At 44.6% G+C, this 21,162-nt stretch carries 20 protein-coding genes; 13 read left to right on the top strand and 7 right to left on the bottom strand.

Features of this window, described 5'->3' with window-relative positions; all coding sequences use genetic code 11:
- Window positions 1-2: 2 nt before the first annotated feature.
- Entirely contained in the window at window positions 3-1,202 is a 1,200-nt protein-coding gene (locus DW025_RS09705; RefSeq protein WP_117550036.1) for a class I SAM-dependent rRNA methyltransferase, read from the bottom strand.
- A gap of 259 nt (window positions 1,203-1,461) precedes the next feature.
- Here DW025_RS09705 and DW025_RS09710 point away from each other — a divergent pair, with 259 nt between their 5' ends.
- From DW025_RS09710 to DW025_RS09745, 8 genes are all read left to right on the top strand, one after another.
- Complete coding sequence (locus DW025_RS09710; RefSeq protein ID WP_119999717.1) at window positions 1,462-3,252, top strand: CAP domain-containing protein; 1,791 nt, start codon at window positions 1,462-1,464, stop codon at window positions 3,250-3,252.
- A 143-nt stretch (window positions 3,253-3,395) separates the two neighbouring features.
- On the top strand, window positions 3,396-4,277 hold the full coding sequence (locus tag DW025_RS09715) for a hypothetical protein (RefSeq protein WP_119999719.1): 882 nt from the start codon (window positions 3,396-3,398) through the stop codon (window positions 4,275-4,277).
- Between the two features lie 25 nt (window positions 4,278-4,302).
- Window positions 4,303-5,148 (top strand): DUF6734 family protein, encoded by an 846-nt coding sequence (locus tag DW025_RS09720; RefSeq protein ID WP_119999721.1) that lies wholly within the window; start codon window positions 4,303-4,305, stop codon window positions 5,146-5,148.
- A complete protein-coding gene (locus tag DW025_RS09725; RefSeq protein ID WP_119999723.1) occupies window positions 5,135-5,560 on the top strand; it encodes a GtrA family protein in 426 nt (141 codons plus the stop codon). The genes DW025_RS09720 and DW025_RS09725 overlap by 14 nt, the downstream gene beginning before the upstream one ends.
- Window positions 5,561-5,701: 141 nt before the next feature.
- Complete coding sequence (gene fabF, locus DW025_RS09730) at window positions 5,702-6,940, top strand: beta-ketoacyl-ACP synthase II (protein WP_117550046.1); 1,239 nt, start codon at window positions 5,702-5,704, stop codon at window positions 6,938-6,940.
- Window positions 6,941-6,945: 5 nt separating this feature from the next.
- Window positions 6,946-8,682 (top strand): acetyl-CoA carboxylase carboxyl transferase subunit, encoded by a 1,737-nt coding sequence (locus tag DW025_RS09735; RefSeq protein WP_015534523.1) that lies wholly within the window; start codon window positions 6,946-6,948, stop codon window positions 8,680-8,682.
- 154 nt (window positions 8,683-8,836) lie between these two features.
- The gene (locus tag DW025_RS09740) at window positions 8,837-9,889 is read left to right on the top strand and encodes a glycoside hydrolase family 5 protein (protein WP_119999724.1); all 1,053 of its coding nucleotides are present in this window, start codon (window positions 8,837-8,839) and stop codon (window positions 9,887-9,889) included.
- A 33-nt stretch (window positions 9,890-9,922) separates the two neighbouring features.
- Complete coding sequence (locus DW025_RS09745; RefSeq protein ID WP_118649563.1) at window positions 9,923-10,885, top strand: beta-ketoacyl-ACP synthase III; 963 nt, start codon at window positions 9,923-9,925, stop codon at window positions 10,883-10,885.
- Window positions 10,886-10,890: 5 nt separating this feature from the next.
- Here the strand turns inward: DW025_RS09745 and DW025_RS09750 are convergent, their stop codons facing one another.
- Complete coding sequence (locus tag DW025_RS09750; RefSeq protein WP_118016993.1) at window positions 10,891-11,451, bottom strand: M48 family metallopeptidase; 561 nt, start codon at window positions 11,449-11,451, stop codon at window positions 10,891-10,893.
- A 6-nt stretch (window positions 11,452-11,457) separates the two neighbouring features.
- On the bottom strand, window positions 11,458-12,813 hold the full coding sequence (locus tag DW025_RS09755) for a citrate synthase (protein ID WP_015534527.1): 1,356 nt from the start codon (window positions 12,811-12,813) through the stop codon (window positions 11,458-11,460).
- A gap of 147 nt (window positions 12,814-12,960) precedes the next feature.
- On the opposite strand from DW025_RS09755, the gene DW025_RS09760 reads away from it, so the two are divergent.
- Window positions 12,961-13,878, top strand: a complete 918-nt coding sequence (locus tag DW025_RS09760; protein ID WP_119999725.1) for a hypothetical protein — start codon at window positions 12,961-12,963, stop codon at window positions 13,876-13,878.
- A 98-nt stretch (window positions 13,879-13,976) separates the two neighbouring features.
- Here the strand turns inward: DW025_RS09760 and DW025_RS09765 are convergent, their stop codons facing one another.
- On the bottom strand, window positions 13,977-15,251 hold the full coding sequence (locus DW025_RS09765) for a transglutaminase domain-containing protein (RefSeq protein ID WP_119999727.1): 1,275 nt from the start codon (window positions 15,249-15,251) through the stop codon (window positions 13,977-13,979).
- Window positions 15,252-15,425: 174 nt separating this feature from the next.
- Here DW025_RS09765 and DW025_RS14855 point away from each other — a divergent pair, with 174 nt between their 5' ends.
- Window positions 15,426-15,602, top strand: a complete 177-nt coding sequence (locus DW025_RS14855) for a DUF6472 family protein (protein WP_165852774.1) — start codon at window positions 15,426-15,428, stop codon at window positions 15,600-15,602.
- Between the two features lie 67 nt (window positions 15,603-15,669).
- Here the strand turns inward: DW025_RS14855 and DW025_RS09770 are convergent, their stop codons facing one another.
- Complete coding sequence (locus DW025_RS09770) at window positions 15,670-17,502, bottom strand: ABC-F family ATP-binding cassette domain-containing protein (RefSeq protein ID WP_119999729.1); 1,833 nt, start codon at window positions 17,500-17,502, stop codon at window positions 15,670-15,672.
- 377 nt (window positions 17,503-17,879) lie between these two features.
- On the opposite strand from DW025_RS09770, the gene DW025_RS09775 reads away from it, so the two are divergent.
- From DW025_RS09775 to udp, 3 genes are all read left to right on the top strand, one after another.
- Entirely contained in the window at window positions 17,880-18,125 is a 246-nt protein-coding gene (locus DW025_RS09775; protein WP_243104961.1) for an HPr family phosphocarrier protein, read from the top strand.
- A gap of 118 nt (window positions 18,126-18,243) precedes the next feature.
- The gene (locus DW025_RS09780; protein WP_117550059.1) at window positions 18,244-18,477 is read left to right on the top strand and encodes an HPr family phosphocarrier protein; all 234 of its coding nucleotides are present in this window, start codon (window positions 18,244-18,246) and stop codon (window positions 18,475-18,477) included.
- 95 nt (window positions 18,478-18,572) lie between these two features.
- Entirely contained in the window at window positions 18,573-19,340 is a 768-nt protein-coding gene (gene udp / locus DW025_RS09785; RefSeq protein ID WP_416387267.1) for a uridine phosphorylase, read from the top strand.
- On the opposite strand, the gene DW025_RS09790 is transcribed toward udp, so the two are convergent.
- Entirely contained in the window at window positions 19,330-19,896 is a 567-nt protein-coding gene (locus tag DW025_RS09790) for a TIGR00730 family Rossman fold protein (RefSeq protein ID WP_118016987.1), read from the bottom strand. The two genes, udp and DW025_RS09790, sit on opposite strands and share 11 nt — an antisense overlap.
- 186 nt (window positions 19,897-20,082) lie before the next feature.
- Window positions 20,083-21,126 (bottom strand): hypothetical protein, encoded by a 1,044-nt coding sequence (locus DW025_RS09795; protein ID WP_117550065.1) that lies wholly within the window; start codon window positions 21,124-21,126, stop codon window positions 20,083-20,085.
- Between the last annotated feature and the right edge of the window lie 36 nt (window positions 21,127-21,162).

Here is a 21,162-nt window from a genome sequence, read left to right on the forward strand (position 1 = left end):
TGTCATCTCTCCTTTATTACTTGGAATATGTAGAACTTCAGATAATAAGATTCATCTGCAGCCCATAATATTGGGTGATCAGGAGCCTGTGTGCGGAACTCTACCTGGCGAAGTCTTACATGTGAATTCATGGCGGCCTGTTTTATGGTCTTGGTAAATAACTCGAAATCCATAAAATGTGAACATGAACAAGTCGCAAGGAATCCACCATCCCTTACGAGTTTCATAGCACGCAGATTAATCTCGCGATAGCCTTTGACTGCGTTCTTTATTGAATTTCTTGATTTTGTGAATGCCGGCGGGTCAAGTATGACAACGTCAAACTGTTCGCCTTTTGATTCCAGTTCAGGAAGAAGATCAAATACATCTCTGCACTCAAAAGAGACAGTGCTCTCCAATCCGTTGAGCGCTGCATTCTCTCTGGCCTGGGCAATAGCAAGTTCTGAAGCGTCTACTCCCAAAACGCTGGAAGCACCGGCTATGCCTGCGTTTAGAGCAAAGGAGCCTGTGTGTGTAAAGCAATCAAGAACCTTTGCATCTTTACATATTCTCTGAATAGCAAGACGATTATACTTCTGATCCAGAAAGAATCCGGTCTTCTGACCGTCTTTCACATCAACAATATATCGAACGCCATTTTCATTTATATGAACCTTTGTGTTAAATTCGTCACCAATAAACCCTTTATAGGTATCCATCCCCTCGTGTTTTCTGACTTTTGCATCGCTTCGTTCATAAACACCCTCGATTATTATACCATCATTTTTAAGTATATTTTTTAAAATATTTATTAACAAATTTTTAACTTTGTCGATGCCGAGTGCCAGTGATTCGACAACAAGCACGTTTTCAAACTTGTCAATGACGATTCCCGGCAGAAAATCAGCCTCGCCAAATACGACACGGCAGCTACTGGTGTCGACGGTTTTCTTGCGGTAATCCCATGCATCCTGAAGTCTCTTTGCGAAGAATGCCTCGTCGATCTCGGTGTCCACATGTCTTGTGAGCATGCGGATGAAGATCTTGGAGTTGGTATTTATGAATCCTTTGCCGAGTGGATAACCATCGAAGTCCTTTACTATGACGATGTCGCCGTTCTCAAAGCTGCCGACTATGGTGTCGACCTCATTGTCAAATATCCATGCTCCGCCGGACTTCAGAAGTCGTCCCTCTCCCTTTTTTAATGTAACAATAGCACCCATAATATATGTATCCTTTCTCTGTACTGCCGTTGGCAGACATTTTTCGTTGTCTGTTTTTGAATTTTGCGGATTTATTTTACCATATGTAGACAAATAATCCAAGATGGGGCAAACTTAACACATTTGTAACAAAAAACTTGTAAAAAAGTTATACTTGTAAAAATTATGTAACACGTGTATACTACGAACGTAGCAGAATGCACACAAACGTCAGATTCCCTGCGGAAACTGATGTTTAATAAAAAGGAGGACAGTAAAGATGTCTACAATGAAGACTAATATTGCAAAGAGAGAAAAGAGCCTGATGGCGGCAAAAGCTATAGGCAGTCTTATGGCGATTGCTGTATTGGCTATTGTGATTTTTTCTACAAATGTGGTGACACAGGCAGATGAGATGGGAGCTGACGGCACGGCAGTTCTGGCCACAGCATCAGATGCAGTTCAGAGTGGAGTGATACAGGATGAGGATGGTTACTTCAGATATTATGTTAATGGTGAAGTGCAGAAAACTGCAGGCTGGATAGATGCCGATGATGGCACCAGATATCTTATAGATGAAAATGGCGTGGCAGCTATGAAGTTTACACGTTCTGGCGATACCATCAAGATATACAGATTCAGCGCTGATTCAAAGGACTGGACGATCTGCAAGAACGAGTGGCAGACAGTGGATAACGTTCTCTATTATCTGAACAATTCCGGACTGTGTGAAAAGATATACGATAATAGCAGCAAGAAGGCAAAGTCACTGAGCAGCGGCAAGCTTGTCCAGGTGAAGAACCAGATGCTTATTCTCAACGATGGCAGAACATATTATTTCAATTCAAATGGTGACAAGGTCACAAAGGGCGGTTGGTATCATATAAATTATGACAATATGGTATTTGTAACAGGCGGTGGATCCCACTATGTAAAGGAGAGGATCTACAAGGCATCAGGCATTTTCAGAAAGTATTCATTTAACGATTCAAAGAAGAGCTGGGATATGAACAAGAACCTGTGGAAGAATACAGGCAGAAAGCTGATGTATTTTGATGGATCAGGCACATGTACCATTCTGTATGATCAGGCATCGAATATATTGTACAGATACATATCAAGCAGCAAGTCATACAAGAGAGTCTCAAATGTGATCGACAAGCTCAACGGAAACAGATACTATTTCTATGATGCAAATGGAAATAGACGTACATCATCAGGATGGAAGAAGGTAAATGGAAGTACCGCTTACTACGTATGTGACGGCGGATATGTTACCTCAAGATATACAGATCAGAAGAGGACAAAGAAGGTATACAACTTTGACTACTCGAAGAACACATGGGTGCAGAAGAAGAATATGTGGAAGACCGTCTACAGCAGCAGATATTATTTCGGTTCTAATGGCGTAGCCACAATCAGCTATAACAACAGCACCCAGAAGGCATACAAGTTTACAGGCAGAAAGTGGAAGCCTGCAAAGAAGCTCATAATGAAGATCGGAAATGCCAATTACTATTTCAACAGCGCTGCAAAGCGAGTTGTAAAGGCTGGAAAGTATAAGACAGCCGATGGCTACATAGCATATGTCAACAGAAGAGGCGTTGTATATAAGAGAGAGTACGATCTCTCGGTCAAGAGATATTACACTATCGATCTTGGTAAGGGCAGAAAGACAAGAGTATATGGATATTATGATATAGGCGCGGCAAACAGACTGAGTAAGATGGTCAACCAGCATCGTGCAGAAAATGGACTTTCAAGCCTTAAGGTGTCAACATCTCTGACAGAGACCGCTACCACAAGAGCAAAGGAGATAAGCAACAAGTACAGCCATTACAGACCAAATGGAACACTGTGTCTCAACTCCATGTACGAGTTGTACGGAGAGAATCTTGCATGTGGTTTCAGTGGTGGAGATCTCGTGTTCAGAGCATGGTCCAAGTCGACCGCACATGACAGCAATATGCTGAATACTACATACAAGACCATGGGCGTTGCAGTATTTGTGGCTCTCAAAAATGATAAACAGGGATATAAGAGATATTATGTCCTTACATTTGGCAAGTAATTTTAATTAGGAAATTAGTGGAAAATAAGACTGTTAAATCCCTCAAATTAAATTGAATTATATGGAGAAATAGAGTACCATACATAGTATAAGGCAAATAGTCGGATATAGAATTTTGGCTAGTTTGGGAATGGAGATTGTGTGTGGGTTTCATATATTCGTCTTTAAATAGAGGTGCCGGCGAGAGTGTGGCACTATTTGACAATAGAATAGCCAGGATGCTTCCTTTTGTCACGGGAAAGGCATATTTTGACCTCAGGAATTATGATGCCCAGACTGGAGAATTCGGAGTATATATTGAATGGGATGGTGAGCTTGATGCAGTGCTTGGATATTCACTGCCGGCGGGAGGATATTTCGTCAAAGCAACCACACCGCAGGCGTACAGATTCCACAGGCTCGACAAGGGACTCCCGGTATATATGAAGTTGATAGCGCAGAATGGCAGACTGTATCCTTACAGGACATATGTCATGATGGACGGCAGGCCTTTCAGTGTGGAATTCGGCGGTGGAGTTATGATCCCTTTTGAGGACAGATACGAAGAGCTTGGATGCGAAGCTGCGAAACAGACTGTGGATACTGGAAGCCAGAAGCTTTTGATGGGAAGTCAGAGTGGAATGACAGGAAGTCAGAGGTTCCGGTGGAATGGCAGTCAGATGAGACTGCTGTTTGGAAGTCAGGGAGGCTTCAGATACCTGGCGGGAAGCCAGTATAGAATGATAGGAAGTCAGCGGTTCCGGTGGAATGGCAGTCAGATGAGACTGCTGTTTGGAAGTCAGGGAGGCTTCAGATACCTGGCGGGAAGCCAGTACAGAGTGTTTGGAAGTCAGCGGATAAAAAATATGCCGATGGTGCTTGAAAGTGACACACAGCGGCCACAGGACAGTATGGATTCAATCAGAACAAGCCAGGAGCTGATGGTTGAGTTCCCTAAGGAGTGGCAGCTTATCAACAGAAGCAGAAGACCGGCCAGCCGGATTGGTGGCAATGCTAAGTTTGGATATGGACTGGATCTGATCTAGTACATGACCGGATCTTGGAGGATATATGAAGGATATAGAGGGATTCCATACATTGTGGACTGCTCCTTATTTTGAGAAAAGTAAAGATGACACTTACAGCATGCAGGATTATGAGCTTTTGACCATGATCCTGTCTGCTCTTATGTGGAGAAAAATGAATGGCCCTATCACACTTTACGGTGATGCAAGGGCCATTGATTATGTTGAGAGACAGGGATTGTCGTATATATGGAATGGCGGCATAAAAGAGATACAGGTTCCTGACAGCATATCCCCGGGAGTGTTCTGGGCTGCGGGCAAGCTGTATGCGCTTAAGGCGGCGCATATGCCGGCGGTCATGGTGGATCTGGACCTTATAGTGTGGAAGAATATAGGGGAATACATAGCGGGGACGGATATTTGTGCAATACACAGAGAAGGAATATATCCGGATGTATATCCCGGCAGGGACTTCTTCAATATGGACAGTTCGTACAGCTTTGATCCCCTGTGGAGCTGGGATGTTCCGCCGGTAAATACCTGTATGCTATATATGGCTAAGGAGCAATTTAAGAACTATTATGTGGACAGCTCCATACAGTTTATGGAGAATTGTAGGGAGACTGAGGAAAATCTGTGCCACATGGTATTTGCGGAGCAGAGACTGCTTGCGATGTGTGCTGCGAGAAAGGGAAAGATCATTGCTTCATTTTTTCCTGAGGCGGCGGATATAGAGAGACAGGATGTGTTCACACATTTGTGGGGATATAAGAATATTCTGAAGTTTAACTATGGGAAAAGGGTTGAGTTTAACGGGCGTCTCTGCGAGCGGATAGAGCGGGAGTTTCCGGAAGAGGCGGATGTTATAAGGGAGTTACATGTTTGTAGATAAAGTGCTGAAGAAGATACCCAGGGAGATATACATATATATACTGTGGGGAATTGTCGTGGGAGCGGTAAATCTTGGCTCCGCCTGGATATTTATGTACAAATGCGGGATAGAACCTGTCAGGGCCAACTTCCTGGCATGGATACTGTACAATTTTGTGTCATTCATAACAAATAGAAAATCGGTGTTCCACACTGCCGCAGAGACTGCATGGGAGTTCATAAAAGAACTGGTGTCATTCTACGTGAGCAGGGTGTTCACACTGGTGGTAGAGGAGGGACTGATCTATATATTGGTTGACAGGCTTCACCTGTGGGCGATGGGCATAAAGACGTTCACATCAGTGCTGGTGATATTCCTCAATTATTATATAAGCAAGAAGTTTATATTCAGAAAGATAAAGAAAAAACTATAAGAGATATGTATAAATGCGAATGTTTATCGAAATTTTATAGAAAAACATGGACACAATTACTTCCAAACATTTGACAGTTGGAGTATAATTGAGTAGTTAAATATGTATAAAAAGCAGAATAAGTAATGCAAGGAGATAAGTATGAAGAAGAGAGTAGTAATAACAGGTATAGGAGCCATAACTCCAGTCGGCAATACAGTTGACGAGTATTGGGATTCACTTAAGGAAGGAAAGCATGGTTTCGGACCTATTACACAGTTTGACGCTTCAGCATACAAGTGCAAGCTTGTCGGCGAGGTTAAGAACTTTGTAGCAAAGGACTACATTGATCCAAAGTCTGCAAGACGTATGGCTAGATTCACACAGTTTGCTGTGAAGGCAACCCAGGAGGCTATGGCAGATTCAGGACTTGATATGACAAAGGAAGATGCTTACAGAGTTGGTACATGTATTGGTTCAGGTGTTGGTTCACTTCAGGAGCTTGAGAACGCATATGGAACCATACTTACAAAGGGACCACTTCGTGTAAGTCCATTCGTAGTTCCTATGATGATCAGCAACATCGCAGCAGGTAACGTTGCGATCCAGTTTGGTCTCAAGGGCAAGAGTATAGATGTTGTAACAGCATGTGCTTCAGGAACAAACAGTATCGGTGAGGCATTCAGAACTATCCAGTACGGAGACGCTGATGTCATGGTAGCCGGCGGATGTGAGGCAGCAGTTTCACCTATCGGTATATCAACATTTGATTCACTTACAGCACTTACATCATCAACAGATCCAGACAGATGTTCTATTCCATTTGATAAGGACAGAAGCGGATTCGTTCTCGGTGAGGGTGCAGGTATTGTTATTCTTGAGGAGCTTGAGCACGCAAAGGCAAGAGGTGCAAAGATCTACGCAGAGCTTTCAGGTTACGGATGTTCAAGTGATGCACACCACATCACAGCACCTGAGGAGTCAGGTGAGGGACCAGCAGTTGCCATGACCAATGCGGTTAAGGATGCAGGACTTCCACTTGATGCGGTTCAGTACATCAATGCTCATGGTACAAGCACACATCTGAACGATCTTGTTGAGACACGTGCTATCAAGAAGGCATTTGGCGATCACGCAAAGGACATCAAGATCAATTCAACAAAGTCTATGACAGGACATCTTCTCGGTGCAGCAGGAGCCATCGAGTGTATTGCCTGTGTCAAGAGTATAGAGGAAGGTTATATCCACAGAACAAGAGGCCTTGTGGAGAGCGAGGAGGAGCTTGATCTGGATTATTGTAAGGAGCCATGCGAGATGGACGTTGATGTTGCGATCAGCAACTCACTTGGATTTGGCGGACACAATGCATGTATCGTCTTACAGAAGTATAAGGAGCAGTAAATATCATGTTATTTATCAAAAAAAAGGCAAAGGATGCCGAGATAATTGCAGCAAAGGCTGCAGAGGAGGCAAAGGCTGCTGAGGGAATTCAGGAAGCACCAAAGGTGGAGCTTGTAAAGTGCCCTAAGTGCGGAAGAGAAGTTGAGAAGGAAAGAGTGAAGAACGCAAAGTACATTTGTTATGAGTGCGGTTCTTACTTCAGAGTTAAGACCAAGAACAGAATAAGAATGGTCACAGATCCAAAGTCATTTGAGCCATGGTTTGAGGATATGCCAAGCTCAAATCCTCTTGGAACAGAGGGCTATGAGGACAAGGTTGCGGCTGCACAGGCCAAGACAAACCTCAAGGAGGCTGTTACTATAGGAAAGGCAACCATCAATGGTGAGCCTGCTGTAGTTGGTGTATGTGATGCAAGATTCCTCATGAGCAGCATGGGATATGTTGTGGGTGAGAAGATTGCCAGAGCTGTCGAGAAGGCTACAGAGGAGAAGCTTCCGGTATTCATGTTCTGCTGTTCAGGCGGTGCACGTATGCAGGAGGGAATCATTTCTCTGATGCAGATGGCCAAGACATCCGCTGCATTCAAGAAACATTCTGATGCAGGACTTCTGTATGTATCTATTCTTACAGATCCTACAACAGGTGGTGTTACAGCCAGCTTTGCAATGCTTGGAGATATTATCCTTGGAGAGCCAGGTGCGCTCGTAGGATTTGCAGGACCACGAGTTATCAAGCAGACTATTGGTCAGGAGCTTCCAGAGGGCTTCCAGAGATCAGAGTTCCTTGTTGAGCATGGTATCATAGATGGCATAATCACAAGAGACAAGATGAAGGACACAATGTATGATCTCATCGTCACACATAAGCAGAGACAGGGCTATGCTAACTTTGACAGTGCTGTTGAAGATGAGAAATTTGACATAAGCGAGATCCTCAAGGAGAGACTCAAGGATGACGAGCCTAAGACTCCGTGGGAGAAGCTCAGAGGTGCTCGTCAGATGAGCAGACCTTCAGGTTTCGACTATGTGAAGTATATATGCGATGATTTCCGTGAGATCCACGGAGACAGAACCATGAATGATGACAGAGCCATTGTGGGTGGTATCGGTCATATAGATGGACAGCCTGTAACAGTTATATCACAGGTCAAGGGAGCTTCCATGGCAGAGTGCATGGAGAGAAACTTTGGTATGCCTCTTCCTGATGGCTACAGAAAGGCTCTTCGTCTGATGAAGCAGGCTGAGAAGTTCGGCAGACCTATCATTACATTTGTAAATACACCGGGTGCGTTCTGTGGACTTGAGGCTGAGGAGCGAGGAATGGGTGAAGCCATAGCTAGAAATCTCTATGAGATGTCATCACTCAAGGTTCCTGTACTCTGTATCCTTATCGGAGAAGGCGGAAGCGGTGGAGCACTTGCCCTTGCAGTCGGCAATGAGGTATGGATGCTTGAGAATGCGACATACTCAATCCTTTCACCTGAGGGATATGCGTCTATCCTCTGGAAGGACAGCAACAGAGCTGAGGAGGCTGCAGAAGTTATGCAGATTACAGCGCAGGATCTCAAGAGACTGAACGTTATCGAGCAGGTCGTACCTGAGTACGGCGGAGCAGATGAGCAGTCAGTTCCATATATAGGCAAGTACCTTAAGATGAACATTAAGGAATTCCTCAAGAAGTATTCAGACAAGACTCCTGAGGAGATCGCACAGGACAGATACGACAGATTCAGAAATCTGTAGATCACAGATATACTATAGATGAAAGGCATTTCTCAAGTGAGAAATTTATCTCACGGGGGATGCCTTTTATTCATGCATATGTTGAAGTGATGGTGTTTTTTTGGTAAACTTTATGTATATGGCTGAAGATACAGCTTGAATTGGAGGAGCGTTTATGAAGAAACAGATAAAGGTTACTTTGATAGTTATCGTGGCCGCCATCATTGCGGCAGCAATCATATGGTACGTGATGTACCTGCGGGGCAAGGAGCAGGATCTGCTGACACCTGTGGGAACACGTGCAGAATTTATCGGTGATACAGACAAATATCCTACCATGCTTACAGCGAAGGGGACTCGGATCCTGAATGCAGGCGGAGAACAGGTTGTTCTCAAGGGTGTGATGGTTCCAGAGTCGCGCAGTCTGTATGAGGAGAAGAAGTTTAATGAGGATTTCTACAAGGATGTATTTGCCAAGGGTGGTAATGCCATAAGGGTGCCAATAAGCCCTGTGGAGTACAAGAATGACGATTACTATATGTGGAGATATCTTGACCGCATAGTTACCTGGGCCGGAGAGAACGATAACTATGTTATTCTCGATTGGGATTATACAGGTAACCCGATAGATGGTTCCGGGGATGAGATGCCGGATCTCGACGAGAATCCGCTGGATTATTCTGCTGAATTCTGGAAGAACATTGCGGATTATTTCAAGAACACTCCAAATGTTATATTTGAGATATACAATGAGCCGGTTGGCATGAGTGATTCAGAGTGGAAGAGATGCGCGGAGAGCCTTATAGGAGTTATAAGGGATGCCGGCGCAAAGCAGCTTATAATCGTTGGAAGTCCGGATTACTGTTATGATCTCGGATGGCTTGATGAGCTCGGCGTGAAGAATGACAATACTGCGTTCTCTGTTCATGTTTACCCGGACAAGGTGTTCTGGCAGAAGTTCCTGTCGGGCTATGTGACAAGTTATCCTCTTATAGTGACAGAGTGGGGATATGCAGACGATGATGTCGAGGTCAAGAATGAGAAGCTGAAGGGCACCAGAAATGTATTTGGAATAAAATTTACCAGATATCTGGAAAAGCATGATATAGGATGGATCGCAGTTGGATATGACGATACGGTGGAGCCATCCATGTTTACTAAGGGATATAAGAAACTCACAAAATGGGGCGAGTATGTGACTGAGCTGCTTGGAGACAAGGAAGAATAAAGAGAATAACGGATAAAAGGGAGAAAATATATAATGGCAATCAGAATATTAGGAACAGGAAGCTACCTTGCGGAGAAAGAGGTATCAAATGATGAGCTTGCAAAGTATGTTGATACATCTGATGAGTGGATATCTTCAAGAACAGGTATAAAGAACAGAAGAATAGCTGTTAAGGAGACAACGACGAGCATGGCTGTTGAGGCTGCTGAGAGGGCACTTGAGATGGCAGGGAAGTCCGCAGAGAATGTGGAGCTTATAGTGCTTGCCACAGTCACTCCGGATTATTACACACCAAGCGGGGCGTGTCAGGTTCAGGCGGCTATAGGTGCGGATAAGGCGATTGCGTTTGATGTGAATGCGGCATGCTCGGGCTTTGTATTTGCCCTCAATGTTGCAAAGATGTATATAGAGACAGGGTTTGTGAAGAATGCTCTTGTAATAGGTTCTGAGACGCTGTCAAAGATACTTGACTGGAATGACAGAGGTACATGCGTATTGTTTGGAGATGGCGCAGGTGCCGCTTATATAGAGGAGTCTGACAAGGGAATCATAAGCATTGTCCAGGGTTCAATCGGCAAGAAGGGTATGGTGCTAAACTGCGAGAGCAGAAAGACCAACAATATATTTGTAAAAGATGAGATCAATCATGACTATCTGTATATGGATGGACAGGAGGTGTACAAGTTTGCGGTGAGACAGTGTCCTAAGTGCCTCCAGGAGGCTCTTGACAAGGCTGGAATGACCGTTGACGATGTGGATTACTTCGTACTCCACCAGGCAAATGTAAGAATTATTGAATCTGTTGCCAAGAGACTTAAGGCACCGCTTGAGAAGTTCCCTACGACTCTCGACTACACAGGAAATATGTCTGCGGCGAGTGTACCTGTACTTCTCGACCAGCTCGTGAGGGAGCACGGCCTGAAGCGCGGCGACAAGATCGCCATGTCGGCATTCGGCGCAGGGCTCACATACGGCGCTGTGGTTATGGAGTGGTAGAGGCTTTAACACCTGTAATTTTTGAGGGCGGAACGGAGCTCCTTGTAGTTTGGGAGTACTTTTTCTACCTCGGCCCAGAAAAGTGCGGAGTGGTTCATCTGCTTTCTGTGACACAGCTCGTGGACTACCACGTAGTCTATGATTTCGGGAGTGGTGTTCATCAGTGCACAGTTGAAATTCAGGTTACCGGAGGAGTTGCAGCTTCCCCAGCGAGTCTTCTGATGCCGGATGGTGATCCTTCCGTAGGTCACGCCTATTATCTGAGCAAAATGTTCTACACGTGAAGGAATATATATCCGAGCCTGTTCTGACAGTGCCTTTATATCGGCATCTGTCAGGGCAGTGCTTGGATTTTTTTCGTCTGACATATTGGAAATTCTTTTCTGCATGATTTCCAGATGGCTGCGGATCCAGTTTTGTCTGGAATCCACAAAGCTTTGGATCTGACTGTCGGTCATTCTGAGGGGCGCACGAACCTTTATGTTGAGGTCTCTGTCTATCTCGATACAGATAGATTTGCGCCTGCTCCTGACGACAGAATATTCGAATTTATCAGAATTGTTCATGGCATATTACCTGTCTTTGATAGGTACGTAGTCCTTAGGCTCTACAAGACTTGGATAAGCCGGACGCATTATCTTGTAGCTGTTGATCAGCTCCTCCATACGATGCGCACTCCATCCAACCACTCGGCCAATGGCAAATAGTGGTGTGTAGAGGGCGTAAGGGATCTTGAGCATCTTGTATAACAATCCGCAATAGTAATCTATGTTGATGCACACACCCTTGTAGATCTTGCGCTCCTCGGCAATGACTTCAGGTGCGATGCGCTCTATGAGCTCGTATAATTTGAATTCGTCCTTCTCGTGCTTCTCCTCGGCGAGCTTTTCTACATACTCCTTGATAATGACAGCTCTTGGGTCTGACAGAGAGTATACAGGCTGGCCCATTCCGTATACCACGCCCGATTTGTCAAATGCTTCGCCGCGCACGATCTTCCTGATGTACTCACGGATCTGCTCCTCGTCCGTAACATCCTCGACATTGCAGTGTATGTTCTTCATCATCTCCATGACCTTGAGGTCTCCACCGCCGTTGAGCGGTCCCTTGAGTGAGCAGAGTGCTGCTGCGACTGTGGCGTATGTATCTGAGCCGGATGATGTGACAACACGTGTTGTAAACGTAGAGTTGCTTCCGCCTCCGTGTTCCATGTGGAGAACAAGGGCAAGATCGAGAACCTTTGCCTCAAGCTGTGTGTACTTTCTGTCTGAACGGAGCATGCTCAGGATATTCTCTGCAAATGAAAGCTCAGGATCCGGCTTGTGTATATAACAGCTCTTGCCAAGCTCATAATGTCTGTATCCCTGGAAAGAATATACAGCGAGTCTTGGGAATACACTTATTATCATAAGACACTGCTGAAGAACGTTGTCCAGAGATATATCCGTCTCAGACTTATCGTATGATCCGAGGGCAAGGATACTCTTGGTCATATTTGAAATGATATCCTTGGTAGGGTTCTTCATTATGACATCTTGTATAAAGTTGTGTGGAAGGTCGTATGCAAGGTTGAGGACCTGTTTGAACTTGGCAAGCTCATTCTCGTCCGGAAGCTTTCCAAACAGTAACAGATATGTACACTCCTCGAAACCGAATCGTCCTTCCTTTGTAAATCCGTCTATCAACTGGCGGATCTCGTAACCTCTGTAATATAATTCACCGTCAGCAGGAGTATGCTTTCCGTCCTCCATTGTATACGCCCGGCTTAGTGAAATGTTGGTGATGCCGGCATTTATTCCTATTCCATTCAGATCACGAAGTCCACGCTTTACGCCGTATTCCTCGTAGAGGTTGTTATCTATGGTATCGTTTTCAATACAGAGACCAAGACGCTCCTTCGTAAATGAACTAAGATTATTGATTGACATATATAATACTCCTTTCAGGTAAGTCTTCATTGAATTATCTCACTTATTTACAACTATTGCAATCCGAAATGATTGTATGGGTGTAAAATATTATGTATAATGTACTGAGAATAAAGTTAAGACAAATGTTTTAGGAGGTAATATAAATTGGCAGACAGACAGGATATGGGGCAGAATAAAGGGAGCGCAGGAGCTCATAAGGGAACTGTGAGCCGTGCAACAACGAGCAGTGTGAAAAAGACACAGCCGGGCAAGGGAGTAGCGTCAGGCAGTCGGTCAGCATCAGGCAGCCGTCCTGTGTCGGGAAATCGTCCGGCATCGGGCAGCCACTTATCATCAGCGAGTCGTCCGAAAAGTGCAACTGCGCAGGACAAAAGGCGCACAAGTACGGGACGTCCACTTGAAAAGTCGGTGAAGTCCATGTCTTCAGGAAGCAAGACCAGGAGACCGGCGAATAGCAGATCGTCAACAGGTTCCGGTAAAAAATCCGCGCAGAGCAGAAATAAAAAGAAGCGATATGAGCTGAATGCGAAAATGATGGCCGTGGCGGCTCTGGTGGTTGGAATAGTGCTTGCACTTGTGATTACGATGATCATGAGATCCAGCATGCTCAGGGTCAAGCAGATCCAGACGGATTATAATATGGGTGATATATTTGATATAACAAACTATATTGAGCCGGACAGCAATGATGCCAGGCTGGAATATGACAACTCAGAATTTGCACCGGATAAGCTTGGTAAGTACACCATCAAATATAAGGTCAGACGTGGAAAGTTAAGCAAGACAAAAAAGGCTGTGATAAATGTTGTTGACGAAGTAAATCCATACATAGACGGCCCGGACGAGATAGACGTTTCTATGGGAACGGATATAAACTGGAGTGATTATTACAATGTCACAGATGAGGATCCGGATGTGCAGGATTCGCTTAAAGCTTCTCAGGATGTGGACACAAGCAAGGAGAGAACCGTAACAGTGACTCTCACAGCGGAGGACTGGGCAGGCAACAAGGCGTCCAGACAGATCACCGTAAATGTACTCAAGAGTAACTTTGATGAGTAGGGTGTGAACGAAATAAAATATCTTGAAAAATGACAGAAAAAAGCTCAATGCTGACGGGGATGAAATCCGAAAGCATTGAGCTTTTTGATTTTAGTATTTTATGAGATAGGCGGCTTTCTCAGCTCTGCATCCAGCTCTGAGTTGTCAACCACTGTTGTCTTGGTCTTTTTAACCTTTTCCTTTTTCTTCTTCGATCTGCTCTTGTGTATGTTCTTGATGAGCATTACCACCAGAAGCAGGATAAGACCTATGCTTATGAGGACTACGGATAAACCGTATTTGTCCAGTATCTTGTCGATTATGTTGTAGCTTGACTTCTCCCACAGTCCATCCGCTTCAAGATCTGCCTGAACCTTTGAGAGGCAGTACTTTGTTCCGGTACACTTTGGTATACCCGGAAGTCTTGATGTGATGGCTGTAAGGTTGCTTGCCTGTTCGTCGGTTACATTGAAGTATGTATATGACAATGCCTCCTTACCTGTTGTGGTTATAGGATCGTCCAGACCGAGATTGATGAGATACCACTCTCCGCCGAGATAAACGGCATTCCATGCACAGTTGTTGATGTAACTCTCTTCTTTGAGCTGCTTCTGTGTGTCCATCGAGTCGTCCAGAAGATCTGAATTCTGTCCCTCAATGTACAGACATGGCACACCGACGTAATCCATAATGGCCTTGAAAGCCTTTGCATATCCGTAGGTGACTGCCGACTGATACTTGGAGTTGAACACGCCGTCTGCGGTGTATGCGTATATGTTGTCCTTGCTCTTGGATGTTGCATCTGAAGTATAATAAACTTTGTTGATGATCGAATTATGTATAAGATATACCTTCTCGTAATCCTTTGCGCTCTCATCCAGAGAAGCTGCATAATTCTTGACGGTCAGGTCAAAGTTGTTCTTGTATATGGAACGTGTATCTCCGTTGGCATACAGTGAATAGCACTCGATGGTGAGAGCTGTATATCTGAGTTCTCCCGAGGATTCCTGCTTGCACTGATAGCTGTCGGACATCCAGAAATACTCAGGATGATCGGCGAGCACAGCGTTGACGATCTGATCCATTCCATCGTTGCCGATAACTTCCCAGTCTTTGTTGCTGACCGACAATGTAAATGCTGTGTAATATCCGCCATCCTGATAAGAAGCATTGGATGTCGACTCGTTGAATTTCTGAGCTGCATCGTTGATCTGCTTGTAGACGGTTCTGTACGCACTGTTGTCAAACTGGTCATAGAAATAAGTTCTGCCATCTATGGTATCGGTTTTGTTACTGCTGTCCGTATCATCTGTATCCGCCGCCTTTGCGACATATGGAGAAAATGATAATATCATGGTAAGCGTAAGCAGCAGTACAAGAAATTTTTTCTTCATAACTGGAACACACTCCTTCTTTTGCTTATGCAAAGCCCCTTTATATACTTCCTTCAATAATAACACATTATGGTTATTATTGCCAGAGAAAATGGGTTAAAGCGGTTGGATTTTGCTTCGCATATGTGTATAATAGTAAAAACCTGATGGTTAACGGATGGAAGGAGGAAACACATGGCTTCCAGTTGCGATATGTGTGCACACTATGTGTACGATGACGAAGATGATTTTTATGAGTGCCTGGTGAATATGGATGAGGATGACTTTGCCAGATTTGTGGCAAGAGGCTACGACAATTGTCCGTATTTTCAGTTGGATGATGAATACAGGATAGTGAGACATCAGATGTGACGATTGAAGAAAAACGGGAGATGTGCAGCAGCGCGTCTCCCGTTTTTCTGGCAAATGATCAATGTGATCAGTTCTTTTCAAATGACTCCGCCAGCTCCGTGAGATACACATACCTCTCCAGAAGCTGATCCAGCTCTGATTCAAGCTGTTCCTTTTTCTGCGTGAGTTCGTTAAGCTTCACGAAATCTGACACAGAGTTGTTGATATCGGTCTCCGTCTGCTCTATCTCAGCTTCTTTCCGGGCGATGGTGTCCTCTATGGTGTCATATTCCCTCTGCTCATTGAAGGAGAACTTTTTCTTCACTGATGGATTCTGCGTTTTCTTTTTCTGGGCAGGTTCCTTGTCCGCTGTGCTGACACGCTCCGGCTTTGTCTGGGTATTTGTCCCTGCCGATGCGCTGTTGGCAAATGAACCGTGGGTCAGATAATAATCGGTATAACCGCCCTCAAACTGTGAGATCCCGCCGCAGCCGTCAAACACCAGAAGCTTTCTTATGACTCTGTCCAGGAAATATCTGTCGTGTGATACGACTATCAATATGCCCTGGAAGGAATCAAGATAGTCCTCAAGTATACACAGTGTGGAAATGTCCAGATCGTTGGTCGGCTCGTCAAGGATCAGTACATTTGGCGATGATACGAGAACCTTCAACAAATACAGTCTTCGCTTCTCGCCTCCTGAGAGCTTCTCTATGCGCTGGTGCTGCAAAGTGCCGTCAAATAAAAATCTCTCACACATGGTGGATGCTGACATGAGACCTTCGGTGGTCTGGATATACTCTGCGGTTTCTTTGACGTAGTCGAGTACCTTCATGTTGGGATCCAAGGCTTCATTTTCCTGAGAGAAATATCCTATCCTTACGGTGTCTCCGATCTCTATGGTTCCGCTGTCCGGCTTGGTGACACCGGTTATGAGCTTCATGAGCGTTGTCTTGCCACAGCCGTTTGGGCCAACAACACCTATCCTGTCAGTCCTCAGGAAGTTGTATGAGAAGTCCGTTATGACCGGACTTGGTCTGCCCGGCCAGGTCTTGGCTATATGGGAGAGCTCTATTGTTTTGTTTCCCAGCCGGCTCGCGATTGAGCTCATGGTAACCGACTGAGTTTCCTTTATAAGCTCCTCGCTTGCAAGCTTCTCATATCTCTGGATATGGGCTTTCTGCTTTGTGCTTCTGGCTCTAGCACCTCTCTGCATCCATGCGATCTCCTTGCGCAGGATATTCTGATGTTTGTTCTGAGTGGCAAGTGCGATGTTCTCACGCTCTGCCTTCAGCATGAGATAGCCTTCGTAGTTGGTATTGTAGCTGTAGGTTTTGCCTTTGTCGATCTCTACTATGCGGTTGCACACCTTGTCAAGAAAGTATCTGTCGTGGGTGACCATGACCAGAGCGCCCTTGTAGTTGTTAAGGTAATCCTCCAGATATTCTGTCATATCGTTGTCGAGGTGGTTGGTGGGCTCGTCCAGAACAAGAATGTCACATCTTGACAGCAGTGCCGCAGCCAGAGCGACCTTTTTTCGCTGACCTCCTGAAAGTGTGCTCACCATGAGGCTGGTGTCGTCAAATCCGAGACGGTGAAGAAATGCCTTGGCATCACCCTCTATGCTCCATTTGTTCTCCTCGTCGACATTTGCAGTGATGACATAGTCGTATATGCTGACCTTCTCTGCGAAGTCGGGGGTCTGTGGAAGATACTTTATGACCACGTTGTTTCCCTTTGACAACTGTCCTGAATCACATTCGTCTATGCCGGCTATGATCTTTAGGAGCGTTGATTTACCCGTGCCGTTTACGCCTATGACACCGATCTTTTCTCCTGAATTTACTGAGAAGTCTGCGTCATCGAACAGAATCTTGTCAGTGTATGCTTTTGAAAATCCTTTTATTGTAAGTAGGTTCATATATGTTCTTATGGGGCTTTGTGCCCGCCCTTTCGTCAAAATGAGCCGTGAAAATGGCTTTGCATGTAAGTATTATTGTAATTGGGGAGAATTGACGAGTCAAGAAGCATATCATAATAGAAATACCATTTGAGAATAATTAAAAATAGACGAAAATATATAAGACCATGATCTCCACCCGACAGTATATTTGTAAAAAAACATTCCTGAATTTATACAACATGACTAAAAAGTAACCTTAAAAGGCGTTTTAGGTTAATAAAAACAAGCCATTTGCACAAATTGGTTTACAAAATTACAATTTTGTAATTTGCAAATTATTCCAAAAAGTAGTATAAATTGAACATTGATTACGGACAGGAATGGAGGTAATTATCATGGAATCAACAAATATCAAGGTTAAGCTCAATTCGGTAGAGCAGGTAAGACAGTTTGTAGAGACAATGAGAAAATATGATGGAGACGTTGATGTATATTCAACCAACAGGAATTATCTTGTAGATGGCAAATCAATACTGGGAGTTTTCAGTCTTGGACTTGATCAGGAACTCACAGTAAGGTTCTATAACGGAGCGACAGAGTCGTTTATAAATACATTACAGCCATTTATGCTGGCTGCATAAGGAGTATTTATTACAATAATTTCCATAGCTAATTCGTGGTCTGTATGCATTGACACATTCGTTGATGGAGTGTTAGAATGTCCTTATAAATATTAAGAGATATTAGGGGGCGCAGCCAATGCAGATTACAGAGATGAAAGCTAAAGTTAACACTATGGATGACATCAAGAAGTTTGTTGCATACCTGAATCAGTTTCCAAATGATGTTGACGTTTCATCAGCTCAGTACGTCGTAGATGGAAAGTCAATCTTAGGTGTGTTCAGTTTAAATCTTGAAAAGCCACTTACAGTGAAATTTCATGGAGAAGTTGCACCAGAGCTTCAGGAAAAGCTTGATGAGTTTAAGTGCTAATTCTATAGGATACATAAGAAAGCTTAGAAAAGCAGGCTGCAGATTTTCTGCAAGCCTGCTTTTCCTATGCTGTGAGACAAGTGTCAGGAGGGATGATTATGATATACGAAGCGGATCAGGGGTTGGAATACCATATAAAGGTAAATGAGGATATGATAGGCCGGTATGTTATCATGCCGGGGGATCCGAAGAGATGTAAGGCGATAGCAGCATATCTCGAAGATGCGGAGCTGGTGGCGGACAGCAGGGAATTTGTCACGTATACAGGCTATCTGGATGGAGAGAAGGTCAGTGTCACGTCCACAGGTATAGGCGGCCCGTCGGCGGCCATAGCCATGCAGGAGCTGGTGCACGCCGGTGCCCACACTTTTATCAGGGTTGGAACCTGTGGCGGTATGCAGACTGAGATCGTAGGCGGAGACGTGGTGATCGCCACGGGAGCTGTCAGGATGGAGGGCACGTCAAGAGAGTATGCGCCTATAGAGTACCCTGCGGTTGCGGATATAGATGTGGTGAATGCGCTCAGAGAGTCAGCAGGAGCACTTGGAGTGACGGCACACACAGGTGTGGTTCAGAGCAAGGACTCATTTTATGGACAGCACTCGCCGGGAATCATGCCGGTTGGATATGAGCTTATGAACAAATGGGAAGCGTGGAAGAAGATGGGCTGCAAGGCCTCTGAGATGGAATCTGCTGCATTGTTCATAGTTGGAGCGTTCCTGCGGGTTAGGGTCGGTGCGTGCTTCCTTGTGGTGGCGAATCAGGAGAGGGCTGCAGCCGGTCTCCCGAATCCTGAGGTACACGACACCGATAAAGCCATACGTGTGGCTATTGAAGCTGTGAAGAAGCTTATCAGAACTTGAATACACGACCTATGTCTGTCTTGTAGCTTTCAAGATAGTCAAGGATCTCATCTGAATTATCCATGACGGTATATATCTCGTTGGTCGCAGGCGTCATAAAGCCTTTGTCCGACGTCTCTTTGAGCATGGACAGAAGATGATCGTAGAATCCGTTCTGATTGAAAATTACGATTGCTTTGCCGTGACGTCCGAGCTGCTTGAGCGTGAGGATCTCAAAGAATTCCTCGAGAGTGCCAATTCCGCCGGGCGTTATGATGAAAGCGTCTGCCTTATCTTCCATGATCTGTTTGCGCTCTCTCATGGTCTCAGTGGTTATCAGCTCGGAGACATTCTCAAACAGTATTCCATCAACATTAAAGAATGAAGGAGTGACGCCTATTATGGTGCCATTTTCTTCGTATACACCCCTTGCCACTGCGCCCATGAGCCCATTTGCTCCAGCGCCGTACACAAGAGTGTGGCCTCTTTTGGCGATTTCCCTTCCTAAATATTCTGTTTCTTCTATATAAGATCTGTCAATGTCGTTGCTTGACGCGCCGTATACACATACATTCATAAAAACCTCCAATGTGACAATGCCAGGTATTCCTGAACTGCCGTAAAAATCATTTATTAAACAGTATATAGAAGTAAATGATAATTTGGAAGAAATTATTTATAAAATAATGTAAAATCGCAAAAAAATGCGGAGCAGCCATAGGACTGCCCCGCAAAGGGAAAACATGAAAAGAATGATATGAGATTACAGAAGCTCAACAACTTTGCCCAGAACTGCGATCTCTTTTTCTTTTGCACCCATAAGGTACTTCTCAAATCTGTCCATACAGTCAACCTTGCCTGTGATGGAGGTCTTGATGAGAAGGTTTCTGGCGGTGAGCATGGTATTCTCAACCTCCATATAATCATTCAGGATATCACCGTTGAATTCAATATATCTGTGATCCATCATGTACTTGAGTCTCTCCATCATGAGAACCTTGTGGTCATACAGGATGTGAAGAGCACGTATATCAAAGTCTGGGTCCTCTGCTGAAAGCTGCTTGCCGATCTGCTTCAGAACCGCATCGTAGACATCAACCCCAAATACTGTGTCCTTAAAACGATTCCTCATCATACGGAAGTGATTCTTGGTATCCTTTGACTCAAGGTACTCGATGAGGGTATCCTTGATATACTGTGTGTCGAGTTCGTAGTATGTATCAGCCAGATTCTTCTGGATCACGTATATTCCACGGCGTCCCTTGTAGTCGTCCTTGAAAATATGATCCTCCTGGGCTGTGATGGTGTCGTAGCCGTTTCTCACATCTGAGTATGATACTTTTGAGTAGGAATAATGCTCGCCAAATGTGAAATCTCCAACATAGAACTGCTGCTCCTCGTCGTCATATCCGTAGATGAAGAGCTCATGTGGGAATTTGTAGTCGGCACCGGAATCACAGAGGATCTTAGCCTCGTCAAATACTCCGTATACATATCCGCCCAGATTGATGGTCTTCTTGATGAAAGTGAGAATATCTCCGCAGTAGCTCTCTACCTGCTCCTTTGTCATGAGAGAGAAGAGAAGATAAGGGCATTCCTTAAGTGAACTGCTTCCCGGCATCATATCTGCAAGAAGCATCTCATCTCCTGTGAAGATCTCTTCGATGTTGTAACATCTTAACTGTATATAATTGCTGAATATCCAATTCTTGGCTTTCTCGTCATCCCCTATGATCGAGAAAAGTGTGGCATGCCACTGCCAGGATGTTATCATTGGATAGCTTATTGGCAAAATCTTTTTGCTCATGTGCTTATTACCTCCATTTCATATTAAGATTACGTG

It is taken from the genome of Coprococcus sp. AF38-1, assembly GCF_003603945.1.
GTDB classification, from domain to species: Bacteria; Bacillota; Clostridia; order Lachnospirales; family Lachnospiraceae; genus Coprococcus; species Coprococcus aceti.